The organism is Nostoc sp., from assembly GCF_036917235.1.
GTDB lineage: Bacteria > Cyanobacteriota > Cyanobacteriia > Cyanobacteriales > Nostocaceae > Nostoc.
In genome coordinates, this window is record NZ_JBALDU010000104.1 from 76,995 (window position 1) to 95,444 (window position 18,450).

Genomic DNA, 18,450 nt, shown 5'->3' on the forward strand with positions numbered 1-18,450 from the left:
TAAATGATCGTACTACTATTTTAAATCAAGTTAATTACTTATACTTATTAAGAAATTAATGCTTGCACTTCATCCTGTGATAGTTGTTCAATATCTGCTAAAGCTTGAGCCAATTCCTCTAAATTTGTCTGCTCAGATAATTGTTGGACAATAACTTCAGCCAACTCACCTATAGTTGGCCCATTAAAGAAGCCTTTGTAAGAAAGTTCTATTTGGAAAATTTTGCACAGTTCAGAAACTAATTGAGTAGCAAATAAAGAGTCTCCTCCTAACTCAAAGAAGTTATCGTGAATACCCACTTTTTCAATACCCAGAAGTTTTTGCCAAACCTCAGCAAGGGTTCGCTCGATTTCATTACTAGGAGGAATATAAGCATTCCCTAAAGTCGGGCGCGGGTGGGTTGATTTGAATTGATTTAGTTGGACTAGTTTTTCCTCCAAGGATTTAGCTGATTCCTTTGGCTTAATCAGGTTGGGAAAATCTTGTGTTGATACAATTACTTGAGAAACTGTGCTACTACACAGAATACGTCTAAACGCCTCTATGCCTTCAAAAGAGACCATTCCTGCTGTCAATTTTTCTCCTGTGATTTCTTGATGCCTTGCTTCAACAGCAATTGCCATTCCTACACTATTCCATCTATCCCAGTTAATAGACTTAATGAATTTCCATGTCCCATATTTGGAGATACTGTAATTAGCAAAGGAGTCAAGGAAGGCATTTGCAGCTGTATAATCTGCCATTCCAGATGTGCCAATAAATGAACTTAGTGATGAACAGAGTACAAAGAAATCCAGCTTGCTTTCTTGAAATAGAGTTTCAAGTACTCGTGTTCCTTGCACTTTTGGTGCTAAAGCATTAGCTACAGTTTCTTTTGTTGTGAGTTGCATCATCCCTCCGCCGTAAACTGCGGCTGCATGAATTACTCCATGAATCTCACCAAATTGCTGATTACTTTTGTTAAACACCGCTAACATCTGGTCAAGGTTGGTAACATCGGCGCTGGCTATCATTACCTCTGCACCTAATGCCTTCATCGCTTGCAATTTTTGGATCTTCTGGCTGATAGGATCTTCCTTATCATGAGTCAATAACCATTCAGACCACTTGTCTTGGTCAGGAAAAGCTGAACGCCCTAGTAATATTAGTTTTGCTTGCACAGTCTGTGCTAAATATTCTGCCAGCACCAGACCAACACCTCCTAATCCACCAGTGATGAGATATACTCCCTGTTTTCTGAGGCGGAGATTTTCGGTAACGGTTTCATGTAGTTGCACAGATTCAAAATCTTGTACCCAGCGATTCCGCCCACGGTAAGCAATAATTCGGTCAGAGATAGAAGTCATAAGTTCCGCTATTAGCGTTTGGATGAGTTCTTCTTGACCACTTTCTATAGGAACTACAACATCAATACTGCGACAGGTTATATTTGGATACTCTAGCGGCATTACTTTGCAAGTTCCGAGAACCAGTGCCTTTTCTGGACACAGTATTTCTGAACCTGTTACTTCCTGCAAATTGTTGGAGACGATGCTAATTTCTACAGCATCTGTCTGATTATGTTCTGCGTAGACGCGCAGCGCCTTGTCGTCAGACATCGCCTGTGCCAAAAACAATAGGCTCGACCAGCCTAAAGCTTCAATTGTTGAGTTGGTGTAACTGTTTGGTGTCACACTCCACAGATGAACAATCCTTTTTGGAATCTTACCCAGGCTCCGAAGTTCTTTGAGCAAGGTGTTGTAATCATCCACTTTTTCAGGATTAATCGTATATGTGCGTTGAGGATATTCGCTATTTTGCTGAAATTGCTCTCCAACCCTGATGATAATAACATCTTGATTCTCAAGTAATAGCCGTTTTACCAACTTTTCACCCAAGCCGCACTCATCCACAAACACTAACCAGCATCCTAGTTTTACCTCAAGTCCAGGTTGAAAAAGCTGCGGTGGCATAGTACGTTTCCAAGAAGGAATGTAAAACCAGTCAGCAATATCTGATTTTTTACTTAATAAGTCTTGGTGTTGCTTTGTAACGGTAAATGCTGTAGGTGCTAAGTCAGTTAAGGATGCAGCAGCTTGAGCTACCAAAATCTGTTCGCCGAAAGCTTCAGTTTCTGAGACAGCTGCTACCTCAACAAACCCTTGAGAGTGTAATGCTTCTTGCCATTGCTCCTGTGATAAAAATGGATTACCACGGCTGCGTTCTTTATCCTCTAATGGATTCATCAGCAGACCATCGGTGAGATCGAAGTCTAATTGTGGTTGAGTTATTTCCCACAATAGCAGAAATCCTCCAGGAGCTAATAGCGATCGCACATGCTCCAGTGTTTTTGTTATATTCCGGGTTACGTGCAACACATTCACAGCTACCACCACATCGAAACTATGGTTGTTAAACCCTTGTGCAGTTGGCGGTTTTTCAATATCTAGAAAACGATATTCAACAAAGGGATAAGCACTAAACTTCTGTTTGGCTTGATTCAAAAACAAACCACCTACATCTGTAAAAGTGTAGTTAGTGCGTTCAGATGGCAAGATAGGCAGCAATTCTGTTGTAGCAATACCCCCTCCACCACCAATTTCCAGAATTCTCAGGTTTACATCAGGTGGTAATAACTTTACCAACTGTTCCATGCCTGTTCGCACAATCCCTTTTAAATGGGTATTCAGAGGTAATTCTCGATTTGAAATTTTTAGTTTGTTGTCTTTTACCGCAAAGTACAACTCTAACGGTTCTTTTTCACCAATCAATACATCTAGTAGATGCTCGCCACATTCTCGGACTATATTTAGCTCGTGGGGTGTATCTACATATCTGAGTTTAACTTCTTCTATCAGAGTATTAATAGAGTCTATGGAACTGGGAACAAAGTTGGTAAATAAATCCTTTTCTTGTTGTAGATGACTTTGCTCTACAAGAACATCTAAAAAGCGACACAACAATTGCCGATAGCGAGGAATAATTTTAAATTGCTCACACAACTCCTCAAGGGAATACCGTTCATTATTTTTGCTAAAAGCACCTAAACGCTGGAGAGCAAGGTTTATATAGGCAGCACACAAACGATCCAAACACTGTTTATTCAGTAAATAAGTTTGCTCGTCCAATGTGGTGACGCTAGCATGAGCCTTTATCCTACAAGCCTCTACGAGAGATTTACCTAAATCAACTGCCGTTTGTCTTGGCTGTTTTTGTGCTTCAATCCAGTAACGTTGGCGCTCAAATGGATAGGTTGGTAAGGGAATATGATGGCGTTGTTCGTTAGCATAAAAACTAGACCAGTCTACTTTGACACCAAAAAGCCAGAGCCGCGCCAAAGAGTTGAGTAAAAATGCTACATCCGATTGTTGTTCTTGTGGATGGCGAATTGAGGTTAGTATAACCTGTTGATCTTTGTGATGTTGCTTGGTAAAGGTACTTAAAGTTCTTCCCGGCCCAACCTCTAAAAAGATGCGCTCCTGTATTTTAAGTAACTCAGTCATCCCTTCGCTAAAGCGCACTGTCTGCCGTAGATGCTTTACCCAATATTTTGGGTCTGTTGCTTCAGCTACAGTAATCCAAGTGCCACTAACGTTAGATACAAACGGAATTGTGGCCGGATGAAGTTGGAGTTTTTGTAACTGTTCTGTAAATGGCTGGAGAATTGGCTCCATCATTTGAGAATGAAAGGCATGAGAAGTATGCAGCCTACGACAGCCTACACCTTTGGATTCTAGCTGTTGTTGTAATTGTGCGATCGCTTCAGTTGTACCAGAAACCACGCAGTAAGAAGGCCCATTGCTTGCAGCTAAAGACAGTTCCCTATTTAGTAATGGTTGTATCTCTGATTCGGGAAGTTGGATAGAGAGCATTTCCCCACTAGGAAGTTGCTGCATCAGTCGTCCTCGAATTGCGACTAGCATTAGGGCATCTTCCAGCGAGAAGACTCCAGCTAAAGTCGCAGCGACATACTCTCCGATACTGTGGCCAATCATCGCCTCTGGGTGTACACCCCATGCCATCCACAATTGAGCTAGGGCGTACTCGATGACAAATAATGCTGGCTGGGCAATAGATGTCTGCTGGAGTTGCTCTGTTACCTGTGCTGCCTCATTTGGAAACAGTATATGGCGTAAATTAAGACCTAGATGGGGTTTTAGCAGTTCACAGCAGCGATCGACTGTAAGTGTAAAAGTTGGCTCACTTTCGTAGAGTTCTCTACCCATATTCACATACTGCGTTCCTTGCCCAGAAAACATAAACACTACAGGACGATTAACAGGCTGCTGGTATTGGGTGAAAACTCGTTGTGAATCTAAAGAAGAAAGCACCTTCACTGCATCATTCATGTCTTGACATACCACCATCCGGCGATGCTCGAAAGCTCGACGACCTACACCAAGAGTATGAGCCACATCGCCTAAGTTGAGATGGGGATGCTGTTTGAGATGATTAGCAAGATTTTTCGTAGCTGTTTCTAGCGCCGATTCCGTTTTTGCAGAAAGAACCAACAGATGATATTTTCTCCCCTGCCCCTCTGCTTCCCTGCCCCTCTGCTCCTCCACAGGGGCTTCTTCCAAAATTACATGGGCATTAGTCCCACCAATTCCAAACGAACTAACTCCGGCACGGCGAGGAATGCCGTTTGTTGTCCATTCGGCAAGTTTGGTGTTTACATAAAAAGGACTGTTGGCAAAATCAATCTGCGGTGATGGTTCTTGAAAGTGCAAACTAGGTGGTATTTGTTGATGCTTTAGGGCCAGGACGGTTTTGATTAGACCTGTTACCCCAGCAGCAGCGTCTAAATGTCCAATGTTAGTTTTGACTGAGCCAATGGCGCAGAAGCCTTTTTTCTCAGTGCTGGCTCGAAAAGCTTGCGTTAACGCCGCGATTTCAATAGGGTCTCCTAGTGTTGTTCCTGTCCCATGAGCTTCAATATAGCTAATCGTCTCAGGTTCAACGTCGGCAAGAACTTGAGCGGTTCTAATCACCTTGGCTTGACCGTCTATCCGTGGTGCTGTATAGCTAACTTTGAGAGATCCATCGTTATTAATAGCAGAACCTTTGATGAGGGCATGAATAGTATCTCCATCTGCTAGAGCATCCTCTAATCTCTTCAAAACTACGATGCCGACACCTTCGCCACCAACAGTTCCCTGTGCTTGAGCATCAAAAGCGCGGCAGTGTCCGTCAGGCGAACCAATTCCCCCTTCTTTATATAGATAGCCAGCTTTTCTTGATGCAGAGATTGAAACACCACCAGCCAAAGCTATATCGCATTCCCCATTTAGTAAGCTTTGAGTGGCTAAATGTACAGCAACTAATGAAGTAGAGCAGGCGGTTTGAACAGTGAAACTCGGCCCCTCTAGATTCAGTTTGTAAGAAACGCGGGTAGTTAAGTAATCTTTGTCACCTGCGATCGCTAGTTGGTGATTATCTATAGATCCAATAATATCTTCGTTTAAAATAATATTCAGTAAGTATCTACTTAAGCTAGCTCCGGCGTAAACTCCAATAGAACCTTGATAATTTTCTGAGTCATAGCCAGCATCTTCAAGGGCAGTATATGCACATTCTAAAAAGAGACGATGTTGTGGATCGGTAATTTCAGCTTCTCTGGGATTAAAACCAAAAAATGCAGCATCAAAAAGTTCTACATCTTCTAATACAGCTCGTGCTTTGACAAACTTCGGATTATTGAGTATGGCTGCATCTAGCCCATAAGCTAACAGTTCTTCATCAGTAAAAACTGAAATTGACTCTGTACCACTTTGGAGATTTTGCCAAAACTCATCAACATTTTTGGCTCCAGGGAACCGCCCGGCTATGCCAATAATTGCTATTTCTGAACCATTATACTCAACAGATGCTATGGGGATATTCATTCTTCCTTAACTCCTTGATTATTCATTACCGACTTCATTTTTTGTAACCGTTTTCTTTGTTGAGATTTACCACTTGCAATTTTTTCTATTGAAATATTAGTTTCACTTAAAGATGATGTTTGATTTTTAGTTGGACTAAAGAACTCTGCAAGAGAGCTAATAGTGGGATATCTGAACATATCGAGCATTGATAAATCGATTGTGAATATTTCGCGTAATTGGCTATTAACTTTAACTAGAAGTAATGAATGACCACCGAGTTCAAAGAAGTTGTCGTGAATGCCTATTTTCTCGATATTGAGAGATTTTTGCCAAATTGTAGCGATAGTTTGTTCTATCTCAGTTTGTGGCATCACATAAGCAGCTTCTAGCTCTGGGCGGATTTCTGGTGCAGGTAGCGATCGCTTATCTAACTTGCCGTTGGGTGTGAGCGGCAGAGTTTCGAGTAATACGAAGGCAGAAGGTATCATATATTCTGGTAACTTATCTTTCAAAAAGCTACGCAGTTCAGTAACTGTAAGTTCTTGCTTAGGTTGAGGACTTACATAAGCTACTAAGCGCTTGTCAGTAAGTTCGTCGTCCCAAATCACCACCACGGCTTCGCGGACTTTCGCGTGTTGGTTTAATCTTGCCTCAATCTCACCTAATTCGATGCGGAAGCCCCGAATCTTAACTTGGTCGTCGATACGTCCTAGTATTTCGATATCCCCATTTGGTAGATAGCGGGCTAAGTCCCCAGTTTTATATAAACGTGTCCCGGATTCTTTACTGAAAGGGTTAGGAATAAACTTAAGAGCTGTCAATTCAGGTAAGTTAAGGTATCCCCTAGCAACGCCAACACCACCAATATAAAGTTCGCTTGGTACTCCTATGGGGTTAGGTTGCAGGTAAGAATCTAGCACGTAAATCTGAACATTATGAATTCCACGCCCAATCGGCACCTCTCGGAATGCAGCGTCTACTTCCGTCAACTTCGATAGATTGCTCGTCGTGGCCACGATGGTTGCTTCTGTAGGCCCGTAAGAATTAATTAGTTGCACTCTTTGTCCCACATGCTTTTGCCAGATCGCTAACCGCTGCGAAAGAGCCTTTTCTCCGCCAATAATCACTAAACGCAGTTGCTCAGGTAGCTGTAAACTTTCTTCAGCCAATTCAGCAGTGAGTTGATGCCAGAAAGCTGTCGGTAAATCTAATACAGTTAGATTTAGAGCTTGGCATCTTTGGAGAAAAGATGGTATTGAACTTAACATTGAATCAGTACGCAGCACGAGTGTAGCACCTTGTACTAAGCAGGGAAATATCTCTTCGGCAGCAGTATCAAAACTAATGGATGCAAATTGTAAGATGCGATCGCTTGACTTTAATTCATACTCTAAACAAGCAGTTTTAATATAGTTCACCAAAGAGTTATGCTGGATCATTACCCCCTTTGGTTTTCCTGTAGACCCCGATGTATAAATCAGATAAGCTAAATTCTTAAATGTGAACTGGGTTGAAAGATTTTCCTGACTTTGTTGGGCAATAATCTCCCAATCTGCATCTAGGCATACAACTTTAGCTTCGTGTTTCGGGAGTCCTGCGACTAGTCGCTGCTGGGTAAGTAAGACTGATATTTGAGCATCCTCCAGCATAAAAGCCAGACGTTCTTTGGGATATGCTGGATCTAGTGGCACATAAGCGCCACCAGCCTTCAAAATGCCTAAAATTCCCATCAACATTTCAAGCGATCGCTCCACACAAATCCCCACCAATACCTCTGGTTTAACCCCAAGCGATCGCAAATAATGCGCCAATTGATTTGCACGGTGGTTTAGCTCTCGATAGGTGAGGTGTTGGTCTTCAAAGGTTACGGCAATTGCATCAGGCGATCGCTCTACTTGAGCCTCAAATAACTCATGGATACAATACTCTCCAGGATAGTCAGTTTGAGTATTGTTCCATTCCACCAACAACTGATGCTGTTGAGTTTGTGTCAATATAGGCAATTCTTTTAGGAGTTGCTCTGGGTTGGCAACAACACCTTCTAGCAAGGTTACGTAATGTCCGAGCCAACGCTGAATTGTTTGGGTATCAAATAAGTCTGTATTATATTCCAGTTCTATTACTAGTTCACTGTCTGCCTGAAGAATATTTAAATTAATATCCAGCTTAGTAGCACTGGTAGAATTTTTAGCTATTTCAAACTCTTGTTTTAAAGACTTGGACTCCAATGGAGCTTTGTCCAGATTAAACCCTGTGGTAAAAAGAGGGGTGCGGCTAGGATCTCGTGGTAACTTTAAATTTTCAATTAGTTTAATAAAAGGATAAATTTGATACTCGTAAGCATCTAACAATACCTGCTGAACTGAACTTAAATACTCTGCAAATCCTGGGTTGCCAATAACTTGGCTGCGTATAGGCAATAGATTAACACAGTGGCCAACAAGATATTCACCTGCGATCGCAGATTGTCCAGCCGAAGCAATACCAACAACGATATCTTGTTGATTCGTCAATCGTTGCAATAAGGTGATAAATGCTGTTAAAAGAATTGTAAATAAAGTATAACCACGTTGTACACTTAAGCTTTTCAAAGAATTATACAAAGTGGAATCGAGGATGAGATTTTCTCGCGCTCCAGTGTACGAAAATATTGGTGGTCGAGGACGGTCAGTTGGTAATTCCAATACAGGCACTGAACTGGCAAATTGACTCAGCCAATAAGCTTCAGCTTTTGCCATTTCTGGACTCTGCTGTATTTGTACTTGCCACAGAGCATACTCACTCCATTTCATGGGTTGGGGAAGTTGGCTAGCAATACCTTGGCATTCTGCTGAATAAATTGCTGCTAGTTCTCGCAACAAAATACTAATTGACCAGCCATCAGCAACAATGTGATGATTTGTCAGAATTACAAGATGATGATCTTCCTGCAACTTGACGATATGACAGTTCAGCAATGGCCCTTTTTCTAAATGAAAAATTTGTTGAGCTTCTCGTGCTAATAATTCTGATAACTGTGTTTCTCGTTGACTTTTATCTAAAGTTGAAAAGTCGCTCACAGGAATGTCTATAGTCAAAGTGGGATGAATCAGTTGATTATCCCCCTCTGGGCTAAAAGTAGTTCGCAGCGCTTCGTGACGATTGATAATTTCCTGAACAGCCTTACGTACTGCCAATAAATTGCCAGTCCCTCGCAGATGGATAGTTCTAGATTCGTTATAGGCGCGGGAAACTTCATCTCCCATCTGTGCTAAAAACCACAGTTCTTTTTGTGCTGCTGTCAGGGAAATTTTGAGCGTTGTTGAAATCGGGGCAGGTGGTAATAATTCCCCTTCTTGCATTTCTACTACGCTTTCCTTGACTGCCCCAATTACGTGTTCAATATCTGCATCAGTATGCGCCGTAGACAGATAAAATGTGCGTCCTTCCCAGACATAAACACCTTTTTCTAAGAGATGGTAGAAAAACAACTGACCAAACTTAAGGGGAGATGAGGCTATGAAACGAAACAGCGAACCAAAATGGACTACTTGAATTGGAACTTGTCTTTGTTCAAAGTAACTATTAAGAGTTTGGGCTAATTTCGTTGTTTTTTCAGATAACTCCTGCTGTAATTTCGGGCCACTATTTTTAATATGATTGAGTGCAGCCCAAGCCGCCGCCATTACCAAAGGATGTTTGAAGAAAGTACCTGCAAATACTGTGGTTTCCGCTTGAGGATAAGAGCCATCTCCATAGTTCCACATCCCACCGTCAAGGGTATCCATCAAAGCTGCCTTGCCAGCTATAACTCCAATTGGCATCCCAGCAGCAACGGCTTTACCGTATGTAGTCAAATCTGCTTGAATATTCCACAATCCCTGAATCCCACCTGGATGCATCCGAAAACCGGTAATCACTTCGTCAAAAATTAATACAGTTCCTGTTGCTTGAGTTAATTGTCTGAGTTGGAGCAGAAACTCTTTCGGTTGCAAATCTGGGCGACTGCTTTGTATCGGTTCCACCAGAACTGCTGCCAGTTCGTAAGCATGAGTTTTCAGAATTTCGAGGGATTCAGGTTGCCCATAGTCAAGTACGATAACATCATCAGCAATGTATGATGGAATACCTATAGCTCTGGGGATAGAACGCCGCGTTCCTTCGCTGGTTGTTATTCCTCTTACCAAAACCCCATCATAAGTACCGTGATAAGAACCAGCAAATAAAGCAATCTTAGAGCGTCTTGTAGTAGCTCGTGCTAGGCGGATTGCTGCCATCACCGCTTCTGTGCCATCGTTACAAAAAGCTGCTCGTTCCGCGCCTGTCAACTCACAAATTAACTCTGCAACCTGACCGGCGAGACGCGATTGTGGCCCGTGCAATATACCTTGCTTTATTTGTTCTTGAATAGCTTCAATGACAAAAGATGGTGAATGACCAAATAAAAGCGCACCAAACCCCATCGAAATGTCTACATACTCTTGGCCATCAACATCCCAGAGTTTGGCTCCCTCTCCACGCTGTCCGTGAATAGGATATAACATCTCTTTAATGGAGGGCAGGAAGCCTGTTATCGCTCTGCTATTGGCATGGTAGGAACGATAAGCTTGAGTAAGTCGTTTAGATTCGGGAGTAAGTTTGACAAAACGTGTAATTAAAGCATCTAAATGTTTTTGTTGACGGGGAGTTAATAGAGTCTTTGATTCTAACTGAAGAGGCTCAATTGTTTGGGTGATGAGTTGTTGATTAGACTCAGTTTGAATCGATGATGAACTTTCTGAAAAATCAGAGTTATTAATTAAAGATTGAGCAACTTGTCCTACCTCATGTTGAATAGGGGTAGATGGGATTACTTTTTGTACAGGTAATATCTTCTTCGATGAACCTGCTTTTTGTAAAATGTCTAGCTGTTTGGACATCAACTCAAGCTGCTGTTCTATTACTTGTTCTAGTACTGTACCTGTTACAGATTTTTCATCTTCTTGTTCTAAGTGTTGGGTATCAAAAGTCTTTTCAGTATGTGTTTGTAGTATTGGGCTAAATGTATATTCCTGAAAAGAAGGCTCTACAATCAGATTTTGTGGAGGTAGCTCTTGAGCTATATGAGTTCCTAATGCATGAATTGTTGATAAATCTTCAAGCAATAAGCGAAAAGGAATATCAATAGCTAACTCTTGTTGAATAGCACGGTTAATTTGCAACAAAATTAGAGAGTCTACACCCATCGCCAGAAAAGGAGTATGAATATCTATTCCAGATGATTTCACTCCTAATGACTCACTAACGATGTGTTTGAGTGTTGATATTATTTTTTTATATTGAGAATCTTCATTCATAATATTTTATATTATTTGACATTACTACGAACTAAAAAGTTCAGTTACTCTTGTATGAAACTACATATCTTTTTCTAATAATTCTAACTGCTGAAACATAATAGAAATTTGACGATCTATTATTTTTTTGGCAGGATTATCGCGTTTTTGATTTTTGTTACTCAAATGGAGAATATTGTTTTGCTGAGATTCAACAAGTAAATGTTGTGATTTCTCTCCTAAATGATTTTTAGGACTACTAATTTGTTCATTATCTAACTTTTGATTATTCTGAGTGTCTTTTCCATGCAATTGATTTAACTCATTACTTATAGAAGACTCAACCCAGTATTTTTGTCGTTCAAAAGGGTAAGTCGGTAAAGGAAGTCGATGACATTTTTGATTGACATAAAACCCTGACCAATCCACTTGTATTCCACACAGCCACAAATGTCCCAGAGTATTTAGTAAGAATGCAACATCGGATTGTTGGTCATGAGGATGACGTATGGAGCAAAGTGCCAAATGTCCTTGAGCTTGTTGTTTAGTTAAAGTACTTAAAGTGCGACCAGATCCAACTTCTAAAAAAATCCGATTTGGCTGTTTACATAGTTCAGTAATACCATCAGCAAAGCGCACTGATGACCGCAAATGTTTAGCCCAATAATTGTTATCTGTTGCTTCCTCTGGAGTAATCCAAGTGCCAGTTACGTTAGATAAAAAAGGAATTTTTGGGTGATTAAGATTGATTTTTGCAAATAACTTGGTAAATGGCTCAATAATAGAGTCCATCATTTGCGAATGAAAGGCATGGGAAGTATGCAGAAAACGAGAGTCAATCCCTTGCTCGGTTAAGCGGTTTTGTAAATATTCAATCTCTGCGGTTGGGCCAGAAACTACACAGCGCTCTGGTGCGTTGATGGCTGCTAAGGAAAGTTTATCACCTAGCATCTGCGTAACTTTTTTCTCAGGTAGTGCTACAGCCAGCATTGCTCCTGAAGGTAGTTGCTGCATCAGTTGTCCACGAGTAGCAACTAGCATCAATGCATCTGCTAAAGAAAATACCCCAGCTAAACAAGCGGCAACATATTCTCCTATACTGTGACCAATCATTGCACTAGGGCATACTCCCCTAGATAACCACAATTGTGCTAAAGCATATTCAATCGCGAACAACGCCGGCTGGGTAATATGAGTTTGCGTTAGCTGCTGTGTCGCCCATTGGGTCTGTTCTTGGCTGGGATAAAGAATAGTGCGTAAGTCTAACCCTAAAATAGGTTTAAGTTGTTCACAACAATAATCAACCTGTTCACGGAAAATTGGCTCAGTTTGGTATAACTCTCTACCCATGTCTACATACTGAGATCCCTGACCGGGAAGCATAAACACAACTTCTGAATCACCTGGTTCTTGATAGTGCGTGAAAACTCGTTGCGTATCTTTTGTCTCTAAAACTTTGATTGCATCATCAAGGTCTTGACAAACTACCATCCGACGATAGTCAAAAGCTCGACGACCTACCCCCAGAGTGTAAGCAACATCAGCTAAATTTAAATCGGGATGCTGTTTGAGGTGATTAGCCAGATTTGCCGTCGCTGCCTCTAATGCTGATTCCGTTTTCGCAGAAACAACCAACAGATGATATTTCCTCCCCTGCCCCTCTGCCCTTCTGCCCCCCTGCTCCACTACCGGGGCTTCTTCTAGAATCACATGAGCATTAGTGCCGCCAATACCAAAGGAACTGACTCCTGCACGTCTAGGATGTCCGTTTGACTTCCATTCTGAAAGTTTGTCGTTAACGTAAAAGGGACTGTTAGCAAAATCAATCTGAGGTGATGGTTCTTGAAAATGCAGACTTGGTGGTATTTCCTTGTGTTTGAGCGCGAGGACAGTTTTGATTAAACCTGCAACACCAGATGCAGTATCTAAGTGTCCGATATTCGTTTTTACTGAACCAATGGCGCAGAAATTCTTTTTCTGAGTTCTGGCGCGAAAAGATTTAGTTAACGCGGCAATTTCAATCGGATCTCCTAAAACTGTGCCAGTGCCATGAGCCTCTACATAACTGACCATATCGGGTTCGATTCTGCTGATGGCGAGAGCCTCTGCAATCACCTTGGCTTGACCATCGATACTCGGAGCTGTATAGCCAACTTTGGCTGAACCATCATTATTAATTGCTGAACCTTTAATCACAGCATGAATATAATCTCGATCGGCGATCGCATCTGCTAATCGTTTTAAAATGACTATACCTACACCATCACCGCCAACTGTTCCTTGCGCTTTGGCATCAAAGGCGCGGCAGTGTCCATCGGGAGACAAAATTCCCCCCTCTTGATAAGCATAGCCAGTCTTTTGTAAGTTAGTTATAGAAACTCCACCTGCTAAGACCAGATCGGATTCACGATCTATTAAGCTTTGGCAGGCTAAATGAACAGCAACTAATGAGCTAGAACATCCAGTTTGGATAGTGATAGCTGAACCTTTTAAGTCTAATTTATAAGCAACTCGTGTAGTCAGATTATCTGTACGATTATTATGTCTAATTTGGTCAAGACCAACTAATTTTATTAATTCAGGATTGGAAAAAAGATTGAATAAAAAGTAACTACTAATACTGGCACTACCATAAACAGCAATTCGACCTTGATAAGTTTTAGAATCATAGCCAGCACTTTCTAAAGCTTCCCAAGCTGTTTCCAAAAATAGGCGGTGCTGTGGATCTATTATTTCTGCTGTTTTAGGAGAGTAATCAAAGAATGCAGCATCAAATAATTCTATATCTTCCAATATAGCTTTTGCTTTGACATAATTTGGATTATTTAGTGTAGTTTTGTCTAGACCAATTGATTCTAGCTCTTGGTCTGAAAAAAATGAAATTGCTTCCAAACCCTCTTTTAAATTTTGCCAAAATTTAGCCAAATTCCTGGCTTTAGGAAACCGCCCTGACATACCGACAATAGCTATGTCTAAATCGCTTATTTGATTTTCTTTAAGGTCATTATATGTCATGTGTAAATTGTTATTAGTAGGTTTTAGCAATCCTAATTTAGTCAATGTTACCTGGAGTGCGCTCTAGATTGCCTGGAAGCAGTGCGGCTCTGGGCGCGTTGAGTGCTTTCCTCAAACGAAGGTATTTCGGTCTGCTTTTGCGTTAAATATTTTGCTAAAGAATTGATGGTTGGATGTTCAAATAAATTAATTACAGATATATTGGTAGGGAAAATTTCTCGTAGTTTAGCGTGAATTTGAACAAGCAGTAATGAATGACCACCGATATCAAAGAAATTATCATAAATGCCCACTTTCTCAACATTAAGCATCTGTTGCCAGATATTAGCGATCGCTTGCTCTACCTCATTTTGTGGTGGTTCATAAGTTGCTGCCAATTCTAGGCGATCGCCATTTGACTCTGAGAGCGCACTATAGTTAACTTTACCATTGGGTGTCAGTGGCAAAGCCTTTAACATGATGAAAGTTGAGGGCATCATGTATTCCGGTAATTGCTGTCTCAAAAATCTTTGTAGTTCGCTAACATTAAGTATTTGTTGTTGCTTAGAAACAATGTAAGCTACTAAAGATTTGTTGCCATTATCTTCCCGAACAGAAACTACAGCCTGTTGCACTTGCAGATGTTGACACAGTATGGTTTCAATTTCTCCAAGTTCAATGCGGAAGCCCCTAATTTTTACCTGACGATCAACTCGCCCAATGAATTCAATATTGCCGTCAGGTAAGTAACGAGCCATATCACCACTTTTGTATAAACGCGAACCCGTCTCTACGAAAGGATTAGGAATAAACTTTTCTGCCGTTATACCAGACTGATTGAGATAACCTCTGGCTAAACCCGCACCACCAATGTACAGTTCACCTGCTACACCAATGGGTACTGGTTGCAGCAGCTCATCCAGTAAATAAATCTGCGTATTGGCAAGTGGACGACCAAGGGGTACTGTCTGCGTACTAATTTGCTGATTTTCAACTGCAAAGGTAGTAACCCCCACGGTGGCTTCTGTAGGGCCGTAGTGATTTAAGATTAAGCTAGATGGTGCTTGCTGCCGAATCTGTTCAATAAGTTGCCAGCTTGCAGCCTCGCCACCCAGAATTAGCTGCTGGCGCGGCAAGATGGAATCGGATGGTGCAGAGGTGAGAAGAGTCGCAAGGTGGGAGGGAACAATTTTGAGACAGTCGATCGGATAGGTGCGACAGTATTTTGCCAAGGCTGCTGAGTCTGTAGCACACTCGATGGATAATATATGCAGACATCCGCCAGTGCAAAGAGCAGCGAAGATTCCAGTGTTACCCAAGTCGGCAGCTAAGGTGGAAACAGTGGCGAAGTTAGTTGTTGTTGATAAGTCTAATCTCTGTGTAATTCCGTGAAGGTAATTCAGCAATTGCCGATGTTCGATCGCAACTCCCTTCGGTTTACCAGTAGAGCCAGAGGTGAACAAGACATAAACTAAATTCTGGGCTGTCACTGCACTGGCGGGATTATCATCTTTGCGATCGGCAATGAGATCCCAATCTGTATCTAAGCAGACTATCTCAGCTACATCTGTTGGCAGGTTATCGACTAATCGCTGTTGTGTTAATATCAGTGGTATTTCGATATCCTGCAATCGGCTAGCAAAACCTTCTTTGGGTAAGGTTGGATCTATCGGTAGATAGGCTCCACCAGCTTTCAGAATGCCCAAAAGTCCAATAATCATCAAGAGCGATCGCTCTGTGCAAAGTCCTACTAAAACTTCCGGCTTGACTCCTCGCTGCTGCAAATAGTTAGCAAGTTGATTGGCTTTGCGGTTTAACTGTGCATAAGTTAGTTGTTGATCTTCAAAGACAATGGCAATTTTATCAGGTGTTTTTTGTACTTGTGCTTCAAATAGTTGGTGGATACATTTATCTTGTAGATTGTCAAGATGTGTTTGATTAAATTCTACTAGTAATTGTTGGCGATCGCTAAAGCTGAGAATTTCTAATTGGCTGATTTTCTCTTCGGGATTAGCTGTTACACTTGTTAATAAAGTTTGAAATTCTCTGGCTAGACGTTCAATAGTATCGGCTGAAAAATAATTAATATCGTAGTAGAATTCTGTCGTTAAAGAATGCTTGCTTTGAGCACAAGTAAGTTTTACTTTAAATTGTTCAATACAACTGTAATATTGCTCAAGAGAAAATGACACGTCGCCAGCAAAGAGTTTTTCTGGTAGTTGCTCAAACTCGAATCCGATGGGAAAAGCTAGTTGCTCGTGATTTTCTATCGGTTCTGACACAAAATAATCTTGCCATTCTGCACCCGCTTCTATGATTTGATTAGCTAGTTCTAAAATTTCTCTAAAGCGTAAATCTGGTGTCAAATGGCTGTTAATTGGCAACCAAGTAGCAACAAGTCCTAATAAGTTGTATAGTTCTTCATAGTCTCTGCGATCGCTAGCCATACCAATAACGATATCTGGCTGTCTTGTAAGTCGCCAAATCAGAGTTTGCCAGCAAGCTAGTAAGACAACATCTGTGGAAGTATCATACTTTTGAGCTAAGTTAGTAATCTTGGCTGTCACATCAGGAGTAATATCTAATCGACAGCAGTTTACCTCAAATTTTGATGGTTGTAATGGCTGACTTTCAAAAGGTAACTTCAATGAAGCGAGTGTAGAAAGCTGTTGTTCATGCCAGTATTTTTTAGCTGTTTCTGCATCTTCATCTGTGAGTAATTGATTCTGCCATTCTGAGAATTGCAGATATTGGACAACTTCTTCTGATAGTCTCTCACCTTGTAAGCAAGCAGAATATGAATTGCTGATTTCAGTTACCAGATTCTTGAGCGTCCGGGTATCGGCACAAAGTGAAGGTAAACTGATGATTAAACTGTGCTTTTGCACATCAAGTTTCAGTAGAGATATATGTAAAACTGGCCCTTGCTCAAACTCGAAATTAAAACTACGTGCTTCCTGAGAAAAATATGCAATTTTGCTTGAAAGTTCTTTCGGTTCACAGTGACTGAAATCAATCTTACGCCACGATAAAATACTGCTATTTCCTAAAACCATTACAGGAATTTTCATCCCAGGTAAGCAATGAAAAGTTGTACCCAAAATTCCATGTCGAATAGCAACTTGCTCTAAAGCAGCTTTTAATATCTCTGGTTTAAGATTGCCTTCTAGAAGAAAAGCACATTGAGCTAAATAAGCTGAACTAGACTGCTGTAATAACCAAATACGCTTTTGTTGAGTGGAAAGCTGAAACCCTTGAGTTATTTGATTTGACATATATTTATTATTACTCTTGAGCAAGAACACACAATTTCACTAACCCACGCTGATTAATGCCAATTTTCTAAAATACAAAAATCTCGATTAAATCTGAATCTCTTAATTACGAACTACGAACTAGTACAAGTTAGTGGCTTTCGGCAAATAAAACAGGCACTTTCAAACGCTTTATCTACTCCCAAATCCTGTTTTAATTCAAACATCCTAATTTCTGTAAATCCTACTTGTTTTAATACCAATTTAACATCTGCTACTGAATAAGCTTTTAAGAAAAAACTCCTGTCTGAACGTTGCCATAGCCCATTTACTAATTCAAATATGGTAGTGTCCTTTCGACCAATTTTATTTTCTGTGTCATAACTCCAAATATCTACCCAGACATTATCATCTTTAACACCGCCACCAGACTCATTATTTTGCCACTCTAACTCACATAATTCTTCAATATATAATTCAAAGGCAAAAATCCCGTTGTCTAATAAGGCATCATACACATTTTGTAATGCATTTTTTAGTTCATTAATGCTGAGGATATAGTTGAGAACAACATCTGTTGAAATAGCTGCGTGAAAAGTTGGTGTTAATTTAAAAAAGCGGGCATCATCTAGAATAAATTTAGCATCTGGTGCATTTTCACGAGCAACATTCAGCATTCTTTCAGAACTATCAAGTCCAGTTACTTGATAACCTCTTTTTAGAAGCCGTTGGGCAACTTGTCCTGTACCGCAACCAAGATCAAAAATATGCGCTCCTTCGGGAATATTTTGGAGGATTAACTTGTCTATAAACTCCAATACAATATCGTGGCGTTCTAGTTGACTTTTCAAGTCATAGATAGAAGCGATCGCATCATGATTAGTATTGCGTTGTTTTGAAGAGATCAACCGTTTATCCTCCTGTTACATAGTTGAACTTAAGACATTGCTAAATTGTATTCTTGAATTCAAAAATTAAATTTTTACTTTTTGCGCCTCTATCTTTAAAAATGACGATCCTGTTTTGCTAAAAGAGTACCAAAATTCCGAATTCTCGCTACGT

At 40.7% G+C, this 18,450-nt stretch carries 4 protein-coding genes and 1 pseudogene; all 5 read right to left on the reverse strand.

Going from position 1 to position 18,450, the window contains the following annotated elements; translation table 11 throughout:
- Positions 1–47: 47 nt before the first annotated feature.
- The 5 genes and pseudogenes from V7K44_RS29965 to V7K44_RS29985 all read right to left on the reverse strand — a co-directional run bounded on the left by V7K44_RS29965 (position 48) and on the right by V7K44_RS29985 (position 18,296).
- Entirely contained in the window at positions 48–5,864 is a 5,817-nt protein-coding gene (locus V7K44_RS29965; RefSeq protein WP_334937232.1) for an SDR family oxidoreductase, read from the reverse strand.
- Entirely contained in the window at positions 5,861–11,161 is a 5,301-nt protein-coding gene (locus V7K44_RS29970) for an amino acid adenylation domain-containing protein (RefSeq protein WP_334937234.1), read from the reverse strand. The genes V7K44_RS29965 and V7K44_RS29970 overlap by 4 nt, the downstream gene beginning before the upstream one ends.
- A gap of 318 nt (positions 11,162–11,479) precedes the next feature.
- Positions 11,480–14,155: pseudogene (locus tag V7K44_RS29975) on the reverse strand (type I polyketide synthase); the annotation flags it as partial.
- Positions 14,156–14,202: 47 nt separating this feature from the next.
- Positions 14,203–17,409, reverse strand: coding sequence for a non-ribosomal peptide synthetase (locus V7K44_RS29980; protein ID WP_334937236.1), 3,207 nt, complete (start codon positions 17,407–17,409; stop codon positions 14,203–14,205).
- A gap of 113 nt (positions 17,410–17,522) precedes the next feature.
- Positions 17,523–18,296, reverse strand: a complete 774-nt coding sequence (locus V7K44_RS29985; RefSeq protein ID WP_334937238.1) for a class I SAM-dependent methyltransferase — start codon at positions 18,294–18,296, stop codon at positions 17,523–17,525.
- Positions 18,297–18,450: the final 154 nt, after the last annotated feature.

What these genes read in the sequence shown, in the direction of transcription:
- V7K44_RS29965 (WP_334937232.1), bottom strand. Translation starts at nt 5,864, where the DNA reads ATGAATATCCCCATAGCATCTGTTGAGTATAATGGTTCAGAAATAGCA.
- V7K44_RS29970 (WP_334937234.1), bottom strand. Translation starts at nt 11,161, where the DNA reads ATGAATGAAGATTCTCAATATAAAAAAATAATATCAACACTCAAACAC.
- V7K44_RS29980 (WP_334937236.1), bottom strand. Translation starts at nt 17,409, where the DNA reads ATGTCAAATCAAATAACTCAAGGGTTTCAGCTTTCCACTCAACAAAAG.